At 63.2% G+C, this 18,067-nt stretch carries 16 protein-coding genes; 12 read left to right on the top strand and 4 right to left on the bottom strand.

All coding sequences use genetic code 11. The features are described from left to right. Positions 1–8: 8 nt before the first annotated feature. Both hrpB and MMG94_RS05410 read left to right on the top strand, forming a co-directional pair. A complete protein-coding gene (hrpB, locus tag MMG94_RS05415) occupies positions 9–2,477 on the top strand; it encodes an ATP-dependent helicase HrpB (protein ID WP_016918060.1) in 2,469 nt (822 codons plus the stop codon). A 123-nt stretch (positions 2,478–2,600) separates the two neighbouring features. Beyond that, complete coding sequence (locus MMG94_RS05410; RefSeq protein WP_016918059.1) at positions 2,601–3,161, top strand: retropepsin-like aspartic protease family protein; 561 nt, start codon at positions 2,601–2,603, stop codon at positions 3,159–3,161. Here MMG94_RS05410 and MMG94_RS05405 read toward each other — a convergent pair whose 3' ends face one another. After that, entirely contained in the window at positions 3,162–4,817 is a 1,656-nt protein-coding gene (locus MMG94_RS05405) for a DUF2235 domain-containing protein (RefSeq protein ID WP_016918058.1), read from the bottom strand. A 176-nt stretch (positions 4,818–4,993) separates the two neighbouring features. Here MMG94_RS05405 and MMG94_RS05400 point away from each other — a divergent pair, with 176 nt between their 5' ends. Next, a complete protein-coding gene (locus MMG94_RS05400; protein WP_016918057.1) occupies positions 4,994–6,493 on the top strand; it encodes a phosphomannomutase/phosphoglucomutase in 1,500 nt (499 codons plus the stop codon). A 53-nt stretch (positions 6,494–6,546) separates the two neighbouring features. Here the strand turns inward: MMG94_RS05400 and MMG94_RS05395 are convergent, their stop codons facing one another. From MMG94_RS05395 to MMG94_RS05385, 3 genes are all read right to left on the bottom strand, one after another. Next, a complete protein-coding gene (locus MMG94_RS05395) occupies positions 6,547–7,275 on the bottom strand; it encodes a TadE/TadG family type IV pilus assembly protein (protein WP_016918056.1) in 729 nt (242 codons plus the stop codon). Continuing rightward, entirely contained in the window at positions 7,272–7,901 is a 630-nt protein-coding gene (locus MMG94_RS05390; protein ID WP_016918055.1) for a TadE/TadG family type IV pilus assembly protein, read from the bottom strand. The genes MMG94_RS05395 and MMG94_RS05390 overlap by 4 nt, the downstream gene beginning before the upstream one ends. A gap of 158 nt (positions 7,902–8,059) precedes the next feature. Next, positions 8,060–8,773 (bottom strand): pilus assembly protein N-terminal domain-containing protein, encoded by a 714-nt coding sequence (locus MMG94_RS05385; RefSeq protein WP_016918054.1) that lies wholly within the window; start codon positions 8,771–8,773, stop codon positions 8,060–8,062. 232 nt (positions 8,774–9,005) lie between these two features. On the opposite strand from MMG94_RS05385, the gene MMG94_RS05380 reads away from it, so the two are divergent. The 9 genes from MMG94_RS05380 (at position 9,006) to MMG94_RS05340 (ending at position 18,044) form a co-directional block, all read left to right on the top strand. Continuing rightward, on the top strand, positions 9,006–9,176 hold the full coding sequence (locus tag MMG94_RS05380) for a Flp family type IVb pilin (RefSeq protein WP_016918053.1): 171 nt from the start codon (positions 9,006–9,008) through the stop codon (positions 9,174–9,176). Positions 9,177–9,334: 158 nt separating this feature from the next. Continuing rightward, complete coding sequence (locus MMG94_RS05375) at positions 9,335–9,850, top strand: prepilin peptidase (protein WP_016918052.1); 516 nt, start codon at positions 9,335–9,337, stop codon at positions 9,848–9,850. 263 nt (positions 9,851–10,113) lie between these two features. After that, the gene (cpaB, locus tag MMG94_RS05370) at positions 10,114–10,914 is read left to right on the top strand and encodes a Flp pilus assembly protein CpaB (RefSeq protein ID WP_016918050.1); all 801 of its coding nucleotides are present in this window, start codon (positions 10,114–10,116) and stop codon (positions 10,912–10,914) included. A gap of 56 nt (positions 10,915–10,970) precedes the next feature. After that, positions 10,971–12,473, top strand: a complete 1,503-nt coding sequence (locus tag MMG94_RS05365) for a type II and III secretion system protein family protein (protein ID WP_016918049.1) — start codon at positions 10,971–10,973, stop codon at positions 12,471–12,473. 28 nt (positions 12,474–12,501) lie between these two features. Beyond that, entirely contained in the window at positions 12,502–13,275 is a 774-nt protein-coding gene (locus MMG94_RS05360; RefSeq protein WP_016918048.1) for a CpaD family pilus assembly protein, read from the top strand. Beyond that, positions 13,275–14,540, top strand: a complete 1,266-nt coding sequence (locus MMG94_RS05355; RefSeq protein WP_016918047.1) for a CpaE/TadZ family protein — start codon at positions 13,275–13,277, stop codon at positions 14,538–14,540. Before MMG94_RS05360 ends, MMG94_RS05355 begins: the two co-directional genes overlap by 1 nt. A gap of 43 nt (positions 14,541–14,583) precedes the next feature. Beyond that, positions 14,584–16,023 carry a TadA family conjugal transfer-associated ATPase gene (locus MMG94_RS05350; RefSeq protein ID WP_016918046.1) on the top strand — a complete coding sequence of 480 codons (1,440 nt, stop codon included), beginning with the start codon at positions 14,584–14,586 and terminating at the stop codon, positions 16,021–16,023. 23 nt (positions 16,024–16,046) lie between these two features. Next, the gene (locus tag MMG94_RS05345; RefSeq protein WP_016918045.1) at positions 16,047–17,021 is read left to right on the top strand and encodes a type II secretion system F family protein; all 975 of its coding nucleotides are present in this window, start codon (positions 16,047–16,049) and stop codon (positions 17,019–17,021) included. 45 nt (positions 17,022–17,066) lie between these two features. Then, positions 17,067–18,044 (top strand): type II secretion system F family protein, encoded by a 978-nt coding sequence (locus MMG94_RS05340; RefSeq protein WP_016918044.1) that lies wholly within the window; start codon positions 17,067–17,069, stop codon positions 18,042–18,044. The last annotated feature ends 23 nt before the right edge of the window (positions 18,045–18,067 follow it).

Raw genomic sequence — 18,067 nt, 5'->3', positions numbered from 1 at the left:
AGTCGAAGTTGACACGCCCTCAGGACTCCCTCCCCATCGACGCCGTGCTGCCAGACATTCAGTCGGCGCTGGCGGAATCCTCAAATCTCGTCATCGTCGCGCCGCCCGGCGCCGGCAAGACGACGCGCGTTCCGCTGGCGCTGATCAGCGCCGACTGGACGAAGGGCGGGAAGCTCATATTGCTGGAGCCGCGCCGCCTCGCCGCTCGCGCCGCCGCGAACCGCATGGCGGCGACGCTTGGCGAGCAGGTGGGCGAGACCGTCGGCCTGCGTATGCGCCTCGACTCCAAAATCTCGGCGAAGACGCGGATCGAAGTCGTCACCGAAGGCGTCTTCGCGCGGATGATTTTGGACGATCCGGCGCTCGAAGGCGTCGCCGCCGTCCTTTTCGACGAATATCACGAGCGCTCGCTCGACGCCGATCTGGGGCTCGCTCTGGCGCTCGACGCGCAATCCGGCCTGCGCGACGATCTGCGGCTCGTCGCCATGTCGGCGACGCTCGACGGGGCGCGCATCTCGGCGCTGATGAGCGACGCCCCGACGATCGTGTCAGAGGGCCGCGCCTTCGACGTTGAGACGCGTTATCTCGGCCGCGACGCCAATGAGCGCATCGAGGAGGCGACGACCCGCGCAATCCTGCGCGCCTTGCGCGAAGAGCCCGGCTCCGTGCTGGCGTTTCTGCCCGGGCAGGGGGAAATCATGCGCGTCGCCTCGCGGCTGGAAGAGGCGCGGCTCGAAGGCGTGGACGTCGCGCCCCTCTATGGCGCGCTCGACAAGGGCGAGCAGGATCGCGCGATCTCGCCAGCGCCCCGGGGGCGTCGAAAGGTCGTGCTGGCGACGTCCATCGCGGAGACGTCGCTCACCATCGAAGGCGTGCGCGTCGTGGTCGATTGCGGCCTCTCGCGCGTGCAGCTTTACGAGCCGGACCTCGGCCTGTCGCGATTGGAGACCGTGCGCTCGGCGCGGGCCAGCGTCGATCAGCGCCGCGGCCGCGCGGGGCGCACCGAGCCCGGCGTCTGCTACCGGCTTTGGGACGAGCCGCAAACGGCGTCGCTGCCGGCCTTTGCAAGTCCTGAAATACTCGCGGCGGATCTCTCCAGCCTCGCCCTCGATCTCGCCGCCTGGGGCGTGAGCGATCCGCTTCAATTGAAATGGCTCGACGCGCCGCCGGCGCCGGCCTGGAACGAAGCGGTCGCGCTCGATCGCGATCTCGGCGCGCTCGACGAAGATGGGCGGCTCACGGAACAGGGCAGGGCGCTGCGCGCCTTGCCGCTGCCGCCGCGCCTCGCCCGTATGGTGCTGGAGGCCGCGCGTCACAGCGAAGCTGAGCGGGCGGCGGAGCTCGCCATGTTGCTTTCTGAACGCGGACTCGGAGGAAATGACGCCGACCTCTCGCATCGGCTGGATCGGTTGCAGGGCGACGGCTCCAAGCGCGCGCGGGACGCCAAAAGGTTGGCGGCGAATTGGGCGCGGCTGGCGAAGGCGGCGGCGCGCGCGCGCGATCCCAAGCCGCTTTCCGACGGCGCCCTCATCGCGCTCGCTTATCCCGACCGTCTCGCCAAGTCGCGCGGAGCGAAGGGCGATTTTCTGATGGCGAATGGCCGCGCCGCGAGCTTGCCGGTCGAAGCCCCGCTGTCGCGCGCGCCTTTCCTCGCCGTCGCGGAGCTCACCGGCCGCGCGGCTCAGGCGCGCATTCTCGCGGCCTGCGCGCTCAAGGCCGAAGAATTGGAAGAGATCGCCGGCGCGCGCATCGAAGCGCGCGACGAGACGGTCTTCGACCCTGCGAGCGCAAGCCTTCGGCGCCGGCGGTTCCGCCGCCTCGGCGCGATCCGCTTGAGCGAGCAGAACCTTTCCGTCGAGCCGAATGAAGAAAGCGCCGCCGCCCTGGCGCGCGGGCTCGCGAGCCTTGGCGTCTCGCGCCTGCCATGGACGAAGACGCAGGCGCAATTGCGAGATCGCGTTGCGTTTCTGCGCAAGGCCGAGGGCGAGGAATGGCCCGATCTCTCCGACGCGGTTTTGGCGCAAAGCGTCGAAGAATGGCTCGCGCCCTGCGTCATCGGCCGCGTGTCGTTGAACGACATCAGCTCGAACGACCTTGATGCGGCGCTCGCTTCCCTCTTGCCTTATGACCTGATGCGCCGCCTCGACGCCGAGGCGCCGTCGCATTTCGAGACGCCGGCCGGCTCGCGCCACGCGCTGGATTACGATGCGCCCAACGGGCCGCTTCTCTCCGTGCGCGTGCAAGAGCTTTACGGGCTGTCGCGGCATCCGACCCTCGCGCGCGGCCGCGTGCCGCTGACGCTGGAGCTGCTCTCGCCCGCGCACCGGCCGATTCAGACAACCCGTGATCTGCCGAGCTTCTGGGCGGGTTCATGGAACGATGTGAAAAAGGAAATGAAAGGCCGTTACCCGCGCCATGTCTGGCCGGACGATCCGGCCGGCGCCGCGCCGACCACGCGGGCGAAGCCGCGCGCCTGACGCGTCCGCAAATAGCGGGTTTCGCCTATCGCATTAAGCCGGAGGCAAATATTCAGCCTGAGGATAGAAGGCGATTATCCCGGGACGCTTGGCGTCCCGCTCCACAGTCATGAGGCCGGCGTCATGTTCGGGACGCTCCGTTTCGCGGTTTTCGCCTTCGTCGTCTGCATCGTCGTGGCGAAGCTCCTTTCGGGCGGCGCGCATCTCGATCCGCGGTTGACGGCCTTCCGGGCCGGCGCAAGCGGAGCGGCGCCGGCGCAAGCCATTGCGGTCCCGGCTGCGCCGATGCGGGCGGTCCTGCCTGTCAGGCGGGACGAAGTCCGCATCGCGGCCGATCGGGTCGGGCAGTATTCAACCGATGTGGAGGTGAACGGGGCGCGCCTTTATCGGATGATGGTCGACACCGGCGCGACGCTCGTGGCGCTTTCCTATGAGGACGCTGCGGCGGCGGGCCTCTATCCCGCGCCTGCCGATTACAAATATCAGGTCAACACCGCGAATGGCGTCGCTCACGTCGCGCGCGTGCGTCTCAACGACGTGCGGATCGGCAATATCGTCGTCCATGACGTGGACGCCGTCGTCGGCGAACGGGGCGCGCTTTCGGGCAGCCTGCTCGGCATGACCTTTCTCTCGAAGCTTCAGAAATTCTCGATCGAGTCCGGCGCGCTCGTGTTGCAGCAGTAGTTATTCGGCGGCGTTTTCGGCCAGCTGCGGGGCGCTCGCCGCCGCCGCGAGTTCCGCGTCTCTCTGCTTGTCGTCCTGGACGCTCCAGGCCTTCCGCGCGTGCCAGCGAATCTTGTCGCTGAAATCTTCCTTGAGGACGCTCAGCGCCCACAGGATCGGCAGCGCGAGCAAAGCGACAATCCAATGGCCGTGAAGAAGCAATAATATCGCCACGACGACGGCGGCGGCGGCCGCTACGTACACCTGCGTATTCAGCCAAACGAAGCGTTGCGCGCTGTCCATCTCCTCCCTGTCGGGCGCGTCGAGCTTGTTCATCGCATATTGCGCTCGGGCGAGTTCGCGCGGCTCGTCGCCTTTCAAAATCTGAGGCGTCTCCGACTGGTCGGGGGGCGCGATCGTCTTGAATCTGTCTCCTGTCTGCGCCGCCGCGACCGACCCGTCGGGCATCTCCACCTCTGCGGCGCCGAGCGCGAGCGGCGCGTAATCGTCGCAGCCGTCGACCAGCCGCTCGACCACCGTATGGTGCACCTTGGGCCTGCAATAGGAGTGGCCGTTCATGTCCCGGTCGACGACGCTGCGCGGCGCATAGCGGTACAAGACGGCGACGCCGGAACGCGAGTCGTGGAGGGGACCGAAGGCGGTGGCGACGCTCTTGAAGCCCTCCACCGTTTTGTCGCGATATGCGAGCTTGGCGCTCGTGACGCCGTCAGCCGCCTTCTCGGCCTCGCCGATCATCCATGTCAGCGGGCAGTGCGCGGTCATGTCGTCGGGATAGCCGCCGCCCACATCCGAATGCACGCCGGCGAACCAGACTTCATCGACCCTAAGCGGCTTCTTTTTTTCCTGCGCCGTGGGGGCGCGGACAGCCTTATGCTCATCGAGGTCGTCCTGCTGCAGCGAGACCCTGATCGGGTGAAAGGTGCGCCGCTCGTCGTCGAGCGACAGGGCCTGACGGACGCATCGCACATTGCTCGAAATCGAGTGATCGCCGCCGAATTTGATCGGTATCGTCAGAAAGTGAACGAGATCGCGCAACTCCTCGATCGGCACCCCATAGGCCTCGACCGTGTCAAAGAGGCCGACGAACTGGATCGGAACGTCGTTCGGCCCGCGCTCCTTGGCGGCGGCCTTGATGTCCGCATAGGACGGCTGACGCCTCGCTCGCTTCCAATGGGCGAGAAGGAAGTCTCTCGGTTTGCGAACGCCAAGCCACACCCAGAGATTGGTGTCGCGCGACCGGTCCTTGGCGCAGAAGGATCGCCAGTAGTCGTCGGAGTGACGCTCCATTTCCAGATGGGATACGCGCCGTCCGTCGATGCTTGTGGGCAACAGCCCTTCCTTCGCGATCAGATCGACGAGCATGCGGACTGTGAAAGCGCCGCGGCTGAAGCCGAACATGTAGATGGCGTCGCCGGGCTCCCAGTTCCAGGACAAAAAACGGTGGAGCTTGCGCACATTGGACGGCACGCCCCAGCCCGTTGCGCCGTCGATCATCGCAAGAGGCTTGAAGCCCTGCGTGCCCACGCCCGGGATGTAATAGACAAGCTGCTTTTTGCTGGTCCGGTCCAGGGACGAGCAAAGGCGGTAGATGTTGGAAAGCTGGTAAAGCAGGCCGTTGCCGGTCCCGTCGGCGAGGAGAATGATTTTCTTGCCCATATCCGTCCGATCCAAAAAAGATATTCTCTATATCGAGATAGAGTTTACGACCGAGCTGGGTTGGCTGCAAGGCGCAAGCCTCGGTCGCGGCGGCGCGGCGGGGGCGCGGGAGGAAATTTGGCTCTCTCTCCCGGAAGGTGTAAACGGGGCGCCGAGAAATCGCCGCAAGGACCGCCATGCTTCCCACGCCCGTTTCCAGCCTCACGCCCAACACATTCGAATATGAGCAGACGCCGCTCGTGAAGCCTACGGGCTTCCGCGAATATGACGCGCGCTGGCTGTTCGGGCCCGAACTCAACCTGATGGGGGTGCAGGCGCTGGGCATGGGGCTCGGCACGCTGATCCACGAAATGGGCGTCGCGCCCGACATCGTCACCGGCCACGACTACCGCTCCTATTCCGCCTCCATCAAGCTCGCGCTGATCGCCGGGCTCATGGCCTCCGGCGTGCGCGTGCGCGACATCGGCCTGGCGCTGTCGCCCATGGCTTATTTCGCGCAGTTCGAGCTCGACGCGCCGGCGGTCGCCATGGTCACCGCCTCGCATAATGACAATGGCTGGACGGGCGTGAAGATGGGCGCGCAACGGCCCGTCACTTTCGGGCCCGACGAGATGACGCGCCTGAAGCAGATCGTCCTCTCCGGAAAATTTCGCGAAGCTGGCGGCGGCTCCTATCGCTTCGTCAAGGATTTTGGCGCGCGCTACCTCGACGATCTGACCCGCCGACCGAGCTTTGCGCGCAAGATGAAGGTCGTCGCCGCCTGCGGCAACGGCACCGCCGGCGCCTTCGCGCCGCAGATGCTGGAGCGGCTCGGTTGCGAGGTGATCCCGCTCGACGTCGCGCCCGATTACAATTTTCCGCGCTACAATCCCAACCCCGAAGATCTGGAGATGCTGCACGCCATCGCGCATAAGGTGCGCGAGACGGGCGCGGATGTCGGGCTCGGCTTCGACGGCGACGGCGACCGCTGCGGCGTCGTGGACAATCATGGCGAGGAGATTTTCGCCGACAAGATCGGCGTCATGCTGGCGCGCGATCTCTCCAAAGTTTATCCGGGCGCGAAATTCGTCGTGGACGTGAAGTCCACCGGCCTCTTCGCCACCGATCCCGAACTCGTCTCGCGCGGCGTGCATACGGAATATTGGAAGACCGGCCATTCCTACATCAAGCGGCGCGTCAATGATCTCAGCGCGCTTGCGGGCTTCGAAAAGTCCGGCCATTTCTTCTTCAACGCGCCGATCGGGCGCGGCTATGACGACGGCCTGCTGACGGCGGTGCATATTCTGGAGATGCTCGACCGCAATCCGCGAAAGAGCATGTCCGACCTCTATGACGATCTGCCCAAGACCTGGGGGTCGCCGACCATGTCGCCGCATTGCGACGACGAGAAGAAATATGAGGTGGTCAAGAAGGTCACGGCGCGCATCGAGGGCATGAAAGCGCGCGGCGAACGACTGCTCGGCCAGCCGATCCGCGACGTCGTGACCGTCAACGGCGTGCGCGTGACCGTCGAGGACGGAACCTGGGGACTGGTGCGCGCCTCGTCCAACAAGCCTGAGCTGGTGGTCGTCGTCGAAAGCCCCGTTTCCGAGGCGCGGCTGCGTGAAATGTTCGCCGCCATCGATGGGATATTGAGAGAGAACCCCGAAGTCGGCGCCTATAATCAGACGATCTGAATCAAAAACGCCGGCGCTTCTGCGCCGGCGTTTTGCAAATCAGGCGTTTCCGCTTAGGGCGTCGAATTGCAGTTCGTGCCCGAGGTCATGTAATATTGGATATGGCTCGGGACGTAAGTGTTGCGCACCGGCGCATAGCTCGTGCGCTGCATCGACCAGGTTGGCGGCGAATTCCATTTGAAAAGTTCGAAGTGCACGCCGGGCGAATAATTGTAGATGACGTCGGCGACAATGATCGGGCCCACCGTCGGATTGACGCCATTGGCAGCCTGCTGCACATAGCTGGACGGAATCGTCGTCGCCGAAACGGGGGCGGCGTTCGACGGAACGAGCGCCGGGTCGCAGCGACGCGCCGTCGCGCCGTTGCGGGTGACGGTCCAGCTCGTCTTCGCCTGCCATGTGTTGGCCGAAGGGGAGGTGATGTTGATCTCCGAGATCGCCATCTTCAAGGCTGTAGAGGTCGCGGGCAGCCCCATGAGCGTATTGGCTGCGGAGAAAATGGAGCTGATATCCGCCTCGCTGAGACCGGCCTGTCCCTTCGCGCACTTCGTCGCCGAGGTGCCGGCGGCGGGATTGGGACAATCGAGCTTCTGCGCGGTCAAATCCGCGAGCGTATGCGCAACGAGATCGAGCCGCTGCGCCGTGCGCATGCCGCGCGAGAGCTCGACGAGACCCATATAGATCACCAGCATGAGCGGCAGGATCAGCCCGAATTCGACCGCGGCGATGCCGGATTCGTTCCGGAGCAGTCGCTTGAGGCGCAGCCGGCGTCGCTTGATCAATTTCCTGGCTCCACGCGGAAGGCGGCAATGCCCATGAGCATATAGCTCCATGCGCCGTTATATTTCGTTTGGCCGTTGCGCGTCTGGCTGAAGGTCTGGCCCTTGAGGGCGCTGCCGCCCAGCAGGCCCGAAATAACGTTCATCGGATAGACGATCCGCACGATGGCGATCTGGCCAGGCGCGGGCATCGAGATCGCTTGGGTCTGGTTGGGCGGGTTGGTGTAAAAGCCGCTATCGGTGGTCGCCGCCGACCAGGTCGCCGGACTGTCGATCGCCACGAGAATCTTCGAGCAGTCGAAAATGGTCGACAACGTGCCTTGCTTCACCGTGCCGGACGACTGCCATGTGCAGACATTGTTGTTGACGAACTGCTTGTAGGTCAGACCGGCGGTGGTGCTGTGAGTCAGCACGGCGCGGCTCGCGGTCTCGGTCGCCATCTGAAGTTGCGCCGTGCGGAAATAGACCGTGCCGGTTTCGAAAATCGCGCCGATGAGACCGAGAAACGGCACTGCAATCATTGCGAACTCGATCGCCGTCGTTCCCCTTGCGTCGGAAAGAAAACCTCTCCGGGGGCGTTTCGTCGCAAGCAGCGAAGGCCGTTTGATGAAACGATTGGCGGCTGTCATGTTCACACCTGAAGCGCTCAGGACGGAGCAAAAGGCTCCGCCCTCGCATTTCAGCGATAAACTGACGCCAAAGGGTTGCCGGGGCGTTACCAATCTATCCGACACCGCTGCGCTGCTGAGTGGCATCGCGACTCTTGGTTACCGCAATCGAGAGACCTTTAGCGACGCGAAGAGGTGGCCGCGCTGTCGTGCGACTTCACCGCCTCGATCACGCTGTTCATATAAGCGACGTCGTCGGCGAGATCGACGGTCTTGGCGCAGTTCGGCGCGCAGGACAGGGATTCGCGGTGCATGCCGCGCTGAACCACCACCTTGTCCAGAACGGGGACGACGGTGACCGTCGATTCGCCGACCTGTGCGCCGGATTTATCGAGCACAATGAGGTTGGTCGTGCCGAAGCTCTTCCCGGTGATCACCATCAATTGGCTGTTTTTCAGCATGGTGACGTCGGCGATCAGCGGATTGCCGATCACGAGGGTCGAGGCCCCCTGCGGGATCTTCACGATGCGGGCATAATCGATATCCACGCGAATGGCGCGCTCATTCGCCGACGCTTCGCGGACGGTGGCTTGCAGGCCGGCGACGCCAAAGGCCAGAAGCAGGGCCCCGCGGAAGAGAGTCGTAACAAAGGTCATGCGGCTCACCATGAAGCGCTGTCTTTTGGCGCCAACTCGCGACGGGGTCGGGCAGTCCGCGTCCGCTCGCGAGATGGCAGCGTGGTCGCTTTCGCCGCCAGACTTGAGAATCATGTGGAAAGTCTCGCAGCGACGCTTGAGCGGAATAAAGCAGCTAATGGTGAACGATTGATAAAAGATATTTGATTCAAATTTCAGCCAACGCGGGTTGAGTGTGCCGGAAATATCGGCGTTCAAAGGCGAATTCGATTTCTCACGAGCGACGGCGGGAGAAGAAGAACCCTTTGCGGTCATCTATCGAGGGTTGAGTTTGTGCGGAAACGAATCATCGCGCGGAAGAATCGAGCGATTTGTCGCCGGCGTGATCAACGAACTTGAAAGATTCGATCGCTACCTTTCGATCATTCGAACGGGCCCCAACTTGGAGCCGGGCCCGACGAATGGTAAAACCTCAGTTCGGAGCAGAACTATGAATAAGATCTTCGCGCGTTTCATGAAGGACGAATCGGGCGCCACTGCAATCGAATATGGCTTGATCGCTTCGCTCATCGGCGTCGCCATCATCGCCGGCGTCCGGATCCTCGGCACCAGCCTGTCGGCCACCTTCAGTGCGGTTTCGAGCAACCTCACCACTCAGTGATTGATTTGATCGCGTCGGAAACGCATCAGCGGCCCCGGAGACGGGGCCGCTGATTGTTTGATGACGCCGAGGCGCCCGGCCCCGCTTGACGGCCGGTTAATGATTGGATTTTACGCTCCCGAATTCGCGCCCCCCAGGCGCGGACGGCGTCAACCGGGATGGTTCCCATGATCGAGGCCATGGCGTTCATCGTCTTTCCGACATTGATGTTCTTCGCCGCCTTCTCGGACCTCTTCACGATGACGATCCCGAACAGGGTGTCATACATCCTGATTTTCGTCTATTTTTCACTCGCGGCCTATCTGCCTTTGCCTTGGGACACGCTGGTGATGCATGTCTCCTGCGGGCTCGCCGTGCTGGCGTTGACTTTCGCGATGTTCCAGTTCGGATGGGTCGGCGGCGGCGACGCCAAGCTCGCTTCCGCGACAGCGCTTTGGCTGGGTTGGGAGAATCTGCTGGATTACGGTCTCGTGGCGTCGCTGGCCGGGGGCGTTCTTACCGTCGTCATTATGATGATGCGCTGGAACGATCTGCCTTCGCGTCTGCTTTCGTTCGATTTCATCGCGAGGCTCGCGGAAAAGACAAATGGCGTTCCGTATGGGATCGCGCTCGCGGTCGGCGGCCTCCTGATCTACCCCCAGTCGCTGCTCTGGTTCAGACTCTCCGGGGTTTGACGGTTCCGCCTTCCTTCGCCGGCGCGGAATCACGGATCGCCCAAAGCCGCTTTCAGCACAAATTTCTTAAAGACGGCGCCTGGCGGATTAATTCGCCGAAGCGCGGCTGAGGCGTGGCGATTCCCCGTAGTTTCAGAGCTTTACTGTGCAATTTCGAGCCTACTGAATATCTACGACTTGTAAGATCTGATTAACCCTAATTTGACGTTTATCCGCTTGAATTGTGTCCAACCTCGATTTGGCGAGGCGTTGGATACCGCACGATGAACAAGGCACAAATCGCAGTTCTCGCAGTCGCAGTCGCCGCAGGCGGCGCCGCGTTCATGATGATGAACGGCTCGAGCCCGCCGCCGCCAGTTCAGATCGTTGCGCCGACGCCCGCGAATGTCGATCAAGTGCTGGTTGCGACGCGCGATCTGCCTTACGGCACGGAAATCGCCGACGCCGACGCCAATTGGGTGGATTGGCCGAAGAACGCCGTTCCCGTCGGCGCGCTCTCCAAGACCGAAAACCCGAACGCCAAGGAAGACCTCAAATCTTCCTACGTGCGCATCCCCATCTCGAGCGGCGAGCCGATCCACAAGGACCGCCTGATCAAGGGCGTCACCGCCGGCCTCATGTCGACGATGTTGTCGCCCGGCAAGCGCGCCATCGCGGTCGATGTGACGCTGAACAATACGGCGGGCGGCTTCATCCTGCCCAACGACCGCGTCGACGTGATCCGGACGTATCGCGACCCTGAAGCGTCGAAGGATCTCGGCCACGAGGTCTATAATTCCGAGGTTGTGCTTGCGAATGTGCGCGTGCTGGCCATGGGCCAGACGGTCGAAAAGAAAGGCGCCGAGCCCGTGGTCACGGGGTCGACGGCGACGCTCGAACTCGACCCGCGCCAGGCCGAACTCGTCGTGCTCGCCCAGCGCACCGGCCAGCTTGTTCTTTCGCTGCGCCCGATCACCGACGCGATCGTAAAGGACGCGTCCGCCGAGGCGCCGACCGGTTCCGATGAAGACGATACGCTGACCGTCGTGCGGCACGGCGTCTCCGCCAACATGCGAATGAAGTGAGCGCCTCGATGACGTCCTCAAATTCCGAAACCACTAATTTGCGAGGAGCGCCGCATATGAGCCGCTTGATGCAGAATCTGGTCGGCGCCGCGGTGGCGACGGTCGCGGTCACGGTGGCGAGCGCTCCCGCGCCGGCATTCGCGCAGGGCCCTTATCCCGGCGGCATCGAAGCGGACTCAAGCGCGATGCTGGCGCGCCGCATCTCGATGGGCGTCGGTAAATCCATGATCGTCGATCTGCCGCGCGACGTGGCCGAAATCGTTGTCGGCAATCCCAAGATCGCGGACGCCGTCGTCAGAACGCCGCGCAAGATCTATGTGATAGGCGAGGAAGCCGGGCAGACGACGATCATTGGCCTCGACGCCAGCGGCAGGCAGGTCGCCAATCTCGAAATCAGCATTGGCCGCGACGTCGGCGAATTGATGCCGCTGTTGAAGGCGGCTCTGCCGAAATCAAATATCGTCGCGCGGACAGTGAACGACATCATCATTCTGACCGGCGACGTCGGCTCCGGCGGCGAAGCGCAGCGGGCCGTGGACATCGCGAAGGGCTTCGCCTCTCGCGCAGCGCGCAGCGGCGGCAGCGGGACGAGCGCGCAGCCGACCTCTGTGCCCGGCGGCGTCGGCGGCTCTGCGGACGGCAACGTCATCAACGCCATGACGATCCGCGGCGAAGAGCAGGTGATGCTGAAGGTCACCGTCGCCGAGGTCGAGCGCAAGGTCATCAAGCAGCTCGGCTTCTCGGCCCAATCGGGCGGCGACACGCTCCTTAGCGGCGGCTGGGGCAAGTTCATCTCCGAGAACCCCTTCGCGGTCAACCCGATCGTGTCGAACACCGCGTTGATCATCAACGGGCCGAACGACACGCGCGCGACCTTGAAGGCGTTCGAGCGCTATGGCGTGACGCGCATTCTCGCCGAACCCACGGTCACCGCGATTTCCGGCGAACAGGCGAAGATGCTGGTCGGCGGCGAAATCGCCGTGCCGGGATCCGGCGCCTGTACGGTCTCGACCGGCGGCTTCCAGCCCGTCTGTACGCCCGGCATCGTGTTCAAGCCCTACGGCGTATCTCTTAACTTTATTCCGGTCGTCCTCTCGGAAGGCCGTATCTCCCTGCGCCTCGCGACGGAGGTGACCGAAGTCGACGTTCAGAACAGCTTCACCTACGCCAACGTGACCGTTCCGGGCTTCAAGACCCGCAAGAACGAAACGACCGTCGAGCTGCCGTCCGGCGGTTCGATCGCGACGGAGGGTCTGCTCACGCAGAAATCCGCGCAGGCGATCACCGGCGTTCCCGGCCTTCTGAACCTGCCGATTCTCGGCGCGCTCTTCCGCTCCCGCGACTATCTGCGCAATGAGACCGAGCTGCTCGTCGTCGTGACGCCCTACATCGCTCGCGCGCTCACCCAGCAGGAAGTCGCCAGGCCCGACGACAATCTCGCCGACGCCAGCGACCCGCAAGGCTGGCTGCTCGGCCGCGTCAACCGGATTTATTCGACGCGCAGCAATCCGCAGATGATGCAGAACTTCAAGGGCCGCATCGGCTTCATTCACGACTAAGGCGCGACGGCCGCGAGGGATCACGACAATGTCCATCGATATCGAAATCGCGAAGACGCCGAGCGGCTTCGCACGCGGAACGAAGCGGCGCGACGCGCTTCGCGCCGGCAGAGTCCTCGCCCTGCTTCTGGCGGCGCCGCTCGGCGCCTGCGGGGTGCAGCGCACGCTGCCGCCGCCGACGACGCCCTATGACTATCATGACCGGCATCCGGTGGTTCTGAGCGACTCGCCGCAGGTCCTTGACATTTTCCCGGCCGCGCATCGGGGTCATATCGATCCGGAAACGATGGGCCGCATCCGCGAATTCATGGCCCGCTATCGGGAGTTCGGGCACGGTCAGGTGTCGATGCTGACGCCGGTGGGAAGTCCGGCGGCGCAGGCGACCGCGGCCGACGCCGGCGCCGTGCGTCACGCGCTCGCTTCGGCGGGACTCGGCGGGAACATCCTGGTCGGCACATATCCGGTCACCGATCCGCGGCTCGCCGCGCCGATCCGTCTCTCTTTTCAGTCGATCAAGGCCAAGGTCGCCGATCGCTGCGGCGAGTGGCCGCGCGACCTCGCCTCCGGCACGTCGGTCGACGGCTGGCAGAACGAGACCTACTGGAATTTTGGCTGCGCGTCGCAGGCGACGCTCTCCGCACAGGTCGCCGATCCGCGCGATCTCGCCAATCCGCGAGGCGAAACAGCGTCGGATATCGAAACGCGCATGCGCAGCATCAACAAGATGCGTCGCGGCGAGGATCCGAGCACGGTATGGCGTCTCAAGGCGACCGACATCAGCAGCGTGGGTGGGGGCTCGTAATGTCAGATACAGCAATCGAGCGCGCGTCGCGTAACGACGCCGCGAACCAGATCGCCCCGGTTCCGCGCATTTCGATCCAGGCCTTCTGCGAATCGCAGGATGTCGCCAATGTGATCGAAAGCGCGGCGACGGACCGCCGTATGAGCAAAACCCATGTGAAAGTGCATATGGGCGGCTTGCCGGCGGCGATCGAGGCCTATCGCACGGCGCCGACGCCGAACCTGATCGTGCTGGAAACCTACGCCGATCGCGCTACGCTGCTGGATCAGCTCGACGGCCTCGCCGAGTTCTGCGACGCCGGCACCAAGGTGATGGTCGTCGGGCATGAAAACGACATCGCGCTCTATCGCGAATTGACGTCGCGCGGCGTGAGCGACTATGTCGTCGCGCCGATCGAGGTGCTGAGCTTCATTTCGCAGGTGTCGCATCTCTATAACGGCCCGACGTCCGACGTGCTCGGCCGCACGATCGCGATCGTCGGCGCCAAGGGCGGCGTCGGCTCCTCGACCATCGCGCATAATCTCGCCTGGTCGATTTCCCGGCTTCTCGAATATCAGACGGTCATCGTCGATCTCGATCTTCCCTTCGGGACCGCGGGCCTGGATTTTAATCAGGACCCGCCGCAAGGCGTCGCGGACGCCGTGTTCTCGCCCGAGCGCCTGGATACGGCTTTCGTCGATCGCCTGCTGTCGAAATGCAGCGACACGCTCAGCATTCTCGCCGCGCCGGCGACGGTCGATCGTCTCTACGACCTGCCGGAGCAGGCCTTCGACGCGACGCTCGACATTCTGCGTTCGACGACTCCGTGCTCCATCCTCGATGTGCCGCATCAATGGTCTGGATGGACGAAGCGCGTGCTCGTGGCCGCCGACGAGGTGGTGATCGTGTCCGCTCCGGACCTCGCCAATCTGCGCAACACCAAGACGATCATAGATTCGCTTCGCACGACGCGGGTCAACGATCATCCGCCGCGCGTGATCCTCAACATGGTCGGCGTTCCGCGCCGCCCCGAGATTTCCCTTTCCGAATTCGCGAAGGCGATCGAGATCGAACCCTTCGGCGTGGTGCCCTTCGAGCCCAAACTCTTCGGCACGGCGGCGAATAACGGTCAAATGCTCGCGGAAGTCGAGGCGGGGTCGAAGATCGTCGAGACGCTTGACGATATTGGTCGTCTGTTGATGGGGCGCGGCGCGGCGCGGCGCGCGAAGAAGACGCTTCTCTCGCCACTGCTCGAAAAGCTGGCCGCGCGCAAAAAGGCGAGCTGACAGTTCCTGAGATGACGCACAGGTAACGCAAAGGTATTCGGCAATGTTCGGAAAGCGTACGAATGTCGGCGACGCGGCGGCCCGTCCGCGGGGACCCGCCGCCGCTCCCGCAGCGGCGGTCAAACCCCAATTGCCATTGCCCGCCGCGCCGATGGAGACGTCTTCCGCGCAATCGGCTCCGCCCGAGCAGAAGAAGTCGGAAGAATATTACATCACCAAAAGCGTCATCTTCGGCGCCCTGATCGAGGCCATCGACCTCGCGCAGCTCTCCAAGCTCGATCCCGAGAACGCGCGCGAGGAAATCCGAGACATCGTCAACGAAATCATCGCGATTAAAAATGTCGTGATGTCGATCGCCGAGCAGGAGGAGCTGCTCGACGACATCTGCAACGACGTGCTCGGCTACGGGCCGCTCGAACCGTTGCTCGCCCGCGACGATATCGCCGACATCATGGTCAACGGCGCCTTCAAGACCTACATCGAAGTTGGTGGAAAAATTCAGCTCACGAATATTCGCTTCCGCGACAATTCACAGCTCATGAACATCTGCCAGCGCATCGTCTCCCAGGTCGGCCGCCGCGTCGACGACGCCTCCCCGATCTGCGACGCGCGTCTGCTCGACGGCTCCCGCGTCAACGTCATCGCGCCGCCGCTCGCGATCGACGGACCTGCGCTCACCATTCGTAAGTTCAAGAAAGACAAGCTCACTCTGGATCAGCTCATCCGCTTCGGCGCGATTTCGCCCGAAGGCGGCGAGGTGCTCAAGATTATCGGCCGCGTGCGCTGCAACGTGCTGATCTCGGGCGGCACGGGCTCGGGCAAGACGACGCTTCTCAACTGTATGACCAATTATATCGAGTCGGACGAACGCGTCGTCACCTGCGAGGACGCCGCCGAGCTGCAACTCCAGCAGCCGCACGTCGTGCGCCTGGAAACGCGTCCGCCAAATCTCGAAGGGCAGGGCGCCGTCACCATGCGCGACCTCGTCAAGAACTGTCTGCGTATGCGTCCTGAACGCATCATCGTGGGCGAGGTTCGCGGACCGGAGGCGTTCGATCTGCTGCAGGCGATGAACACCGGCCATGACGGCTCGATGGGCACGCTGCACGCCAACTCTCCGCGCGAAGCCCTGGGACGTCTGGAATCGATGATCACCATGGGCGGATTTTCGCTCCCGGCGAAGACCATCCGCGACATGATCGTCTCGTCGATCGACGTCATCATTCAAGCCGCGCGTTTGCGCGACGGCTCCCGCCGCATCACGCATATCACCGAAGTGATGGGTCTTGAAGGCGACGTCGTCACCATGCAGGATCTCTTCGTTTACGAGATCCTGGGCGAAGACGCCAACGGCAAGATCATTGGCCGCCATCGCTCGACGGGCATAGGCCGTCCGCGTTTCTGGGAGCGGGCGCGTTACTATGGCGACGACGAACGGCTCGCCGCGGCGCTCGACGCGTCGGAAGTGCGGGACGAAGGCTAGCAGCAAACGAGGAGCCAGAATTCATGAATCAGCAGCTCGTCGTTGTCTTGCTGATCGGGATCGCGGTGGCGGGCCTGATGTACGTCCTCGTCTATCCCTATCTTTCCGGAGACATCAAGGCGCAGAAGCGACAGAAAGCGCTGATGGCCGGCGCCTCTGATCGTTCGGTCTCCGCCAGGGGGACCGATCCGACCAAGCGACGCAAGATGATCGCGGACAGCCTGAAGGAAGTCGAAGAGAAGAACAAAAAGAAGAAAGTCGATCTCCAGACGCGCATCACGCAGGCAGGCCTCGCCTGGACCAAGCAAGCTTTTCTGATCGGCTCGGTTCTGTTCGGTCTGCTCCTCGGCTTCTTCGTCTTCGTCGTGAGCCGCGATCCGATCGTCGCCGCCGGCGGCGTCGCCGTCGGCGTTTTCGGCATTCCCAACTGGGCTCTGGCCTTCCTGCGCAAGCGCCGCATCAACAAATTCATCGAGGAGTTCCCGGGAGCGATCGACGTCATCATTCGCGGCGTCAAGGCTGGTCTTCCGGTGGCGGACTGCTTCAGAATGATCGCGAGCGAAGGTCAGGAGCCGGTGCGCGGCGAATTCAGGCGCATTGTCGAATCCCAGACCATCGGCCTCTCGATCGGCGAGGCGGTCGAGCGTTTCGCGGAGCGCGTTCCGGTGGCGGAAGCCTCCTTCTTTTCGATTGTGATCAACATTCAGCAAAAGGCGGGCGGCAATCTCTCCGAGGCTCTCTCGAACCTGTCGCGCGTGCTGCGCGACCGCAAGAAGATGAAGGGCAAGGTCAAGGCGATGTCGTCCGAAGCGAAGTCCTCGGCCGGCATCATCGGCAGCCTTCCCTTCCTCGTCGGCGGCGCGGTCTACCTCACAACGCCCTCCTATATGATGATCCTGTTCACGACCAATATCGGAAAGATCATCATCGCCTGCGGTCTGCTATGGATGGCGATCGGCATCTTCATCATGCGTAAAATGATCAACTTCGACATCTGACGAAAGCTCAGACAGGACTGCGGTTGGGTTGGCGAGGCTGACAAGATGAACGAGATAATCGAGAAATTTACGAGCACGCAATTCGCCGTGAGCGCGCTGACGGCCATCGCCGTCATTGCGACGATCATCACGCTGGCGATGCCGTTGCTGAACACGGATTCGCTCGCCAAGCGGATGAAGAGCGTCTCGAGCGAGCGCGAGCGCATCCGTCAGCGCGAGCGCGCGGCCGCGAAAAGTCAGCAGCCGAGCAAGAGCATTCGTCACGAGTCGAAGGCTTATATGAAGAACATTGTGGAGAAGTTTTCGCTCTCCACCTGGCTGAACACGGAAGACGCGAAAATGAAGCTCGCTTCGGCGGGTTTTCGTGGCCCGCAGGCGGAAATCGCCTTTCTGTTCTTCCGTCTCGTCTCGCCGATCGTCTTCTTTTTCGCCGCGCTCTTTTACGTCTTCTTCCTCGGCGACCCCGAGATGAGCGGCCTGATGCAAATCGCGATCGTGATCGGCGCGACCTATCTCGGCATCAAGGCGCCGGAGATCTTCATCAGCAACACGATCTCGAACCGCCAGATGTCCATGCGGCGCGCCTTTCCGGATGCGCTCGATCTGATGCTGATCTGCGTCGAATCCGGCATGTCGATCGAACATGCCTTCCGCAAGGTTGGTCAGGAGATCGGCGCACAGTCCATCCCGCTCGCCGAGGAGTTCGCCCTCGCGACCGCCGAGCTGTCCTATCTGCCCGATCGCCGCACCGCCTATTCCAATCTCGCGGCGCGCACCGGTCTGGAAGGCGTCAAGCAGATTTCGACAGTGCTCATCCAGGCCGAGAAATACGGCACGCCTCTGGGACAAGCGCTACGAATCACCGCGCAGGAAAGCCGCGACATGCGCATGATGGAGGCTGAAAAGAAGGCCGCGGCGCTCCCGCCGAAACTCACCGTGCCGATGATCGTCTTCTTCCTTCCCGTGCTGATGGTCGTCGTTCTCTCGCCGGCTGCGATCCAGGTCATGCAGACGGCGGGCTAAGAGGAGGGGAGGCGCTCGACAAG

Origin of the sequence: Methylocystis parvus OBBP (assembly GCF_027571405.1) — a bacterium.
GTDB lineage: Bacteria > Pseudomonadota > Alphaproteobacteria > Rhizobiales > Beijerinckiaceae > Methylocystis > Methylocystis parva.
The sequence above is the reverse complement of the archived record's forward strand: the minus strand, read 5'-3'. Positions and strand labels throughout refer to the sequence as shown.

Coding starts and splice junctions, on each gene's coding strand:
- MMG94_RS05410 (WP_016918059.1), top strand. CDS start 2,601: ATGTTCGGGACGCTCCGTTTCGCGGTTTTCGCCTTCGTCGTCTGCATC.
- MMG94_RS05405 (WP_016918058.1), bottom strand. CDS start 4,817: ATGGGCAAGAAAATCATTCTCCTCGCCGACGGGACCGGCAACGGCCTG.
- MMG94_RS05400 (WP_016918057.1), top strand. CDS start 4,994: ATGCTTCCCACGCCCGTTTCCAGCCTCACGCCCAACACATTCGAATAT.
- MMG94_RS05390 (WP_016918055.1), bottom strand. CDS start 7,901: ATGACAGCCGCCAATCGTTTCATCAAACGGCCTTCGCTGCTTGCGACG.
- MMG94_RS05380 (WP_016918053.1), top strand. CDS start 9,006: ATGAATAAGATCTTCGCGCGTTTCATGAAGGACGAATCGGGCGCCACT.
- MMG94_RS05375 (WP_016918052.1), top strand. CDS start 9,335: ATGGTTCCCATGATCGAGGCCATGGCGTTCATCGTCTTTCCGACATTG.
- cpaB (WP_016918050.1), top strand. CDS start 10,114: ATGAACAAGGCACAAATCGCAGTTCTCGCAGTCGCAGTCGCCGCAGGC.
- MMG94_RS05365 (WP_016918049.1), top strand. CDS start 10,971: ATGAGCCGCTTGATGCAGAATCTGGTCGGCGCCGCGGTGGCGACGGTC.
- MMG94_RS05360 (WP_016918048.1), top strand. CDS start 12,502: ATGTCCATCGATATCGAAATCGCGAAGACGCCGAGCGGCTTCGCACGC.
- MMG94_RS05355 (WP_016918047.1), top strand. CDS start 13,275: ATGTCAGATACAGCAATCGAGCGCGCGTCGCGTAACGACGCCGCGAAC.
- MMG94_RS05350 (WP_016918046.1), top strand. CDS start 14,584: ATGTTCGGAAAGCGTACGAATGTCGGCGACGCGGCGGCCCGTCCGCGG.
- MMG94_RS05345 (WP_016918045.1), top strand. CDS start 16,047: ATGAATCAGCAGCTCGTCGTTGTCTTGCTGATCGGGATCGCGGTGGCG.
- MMG94_RS05340 (WP_016918044.1), top strand. CDS start 17,067: ATGAACGAGATAATCGAGAAATTTACGAGCACGCAATTCGCCGTGAGC.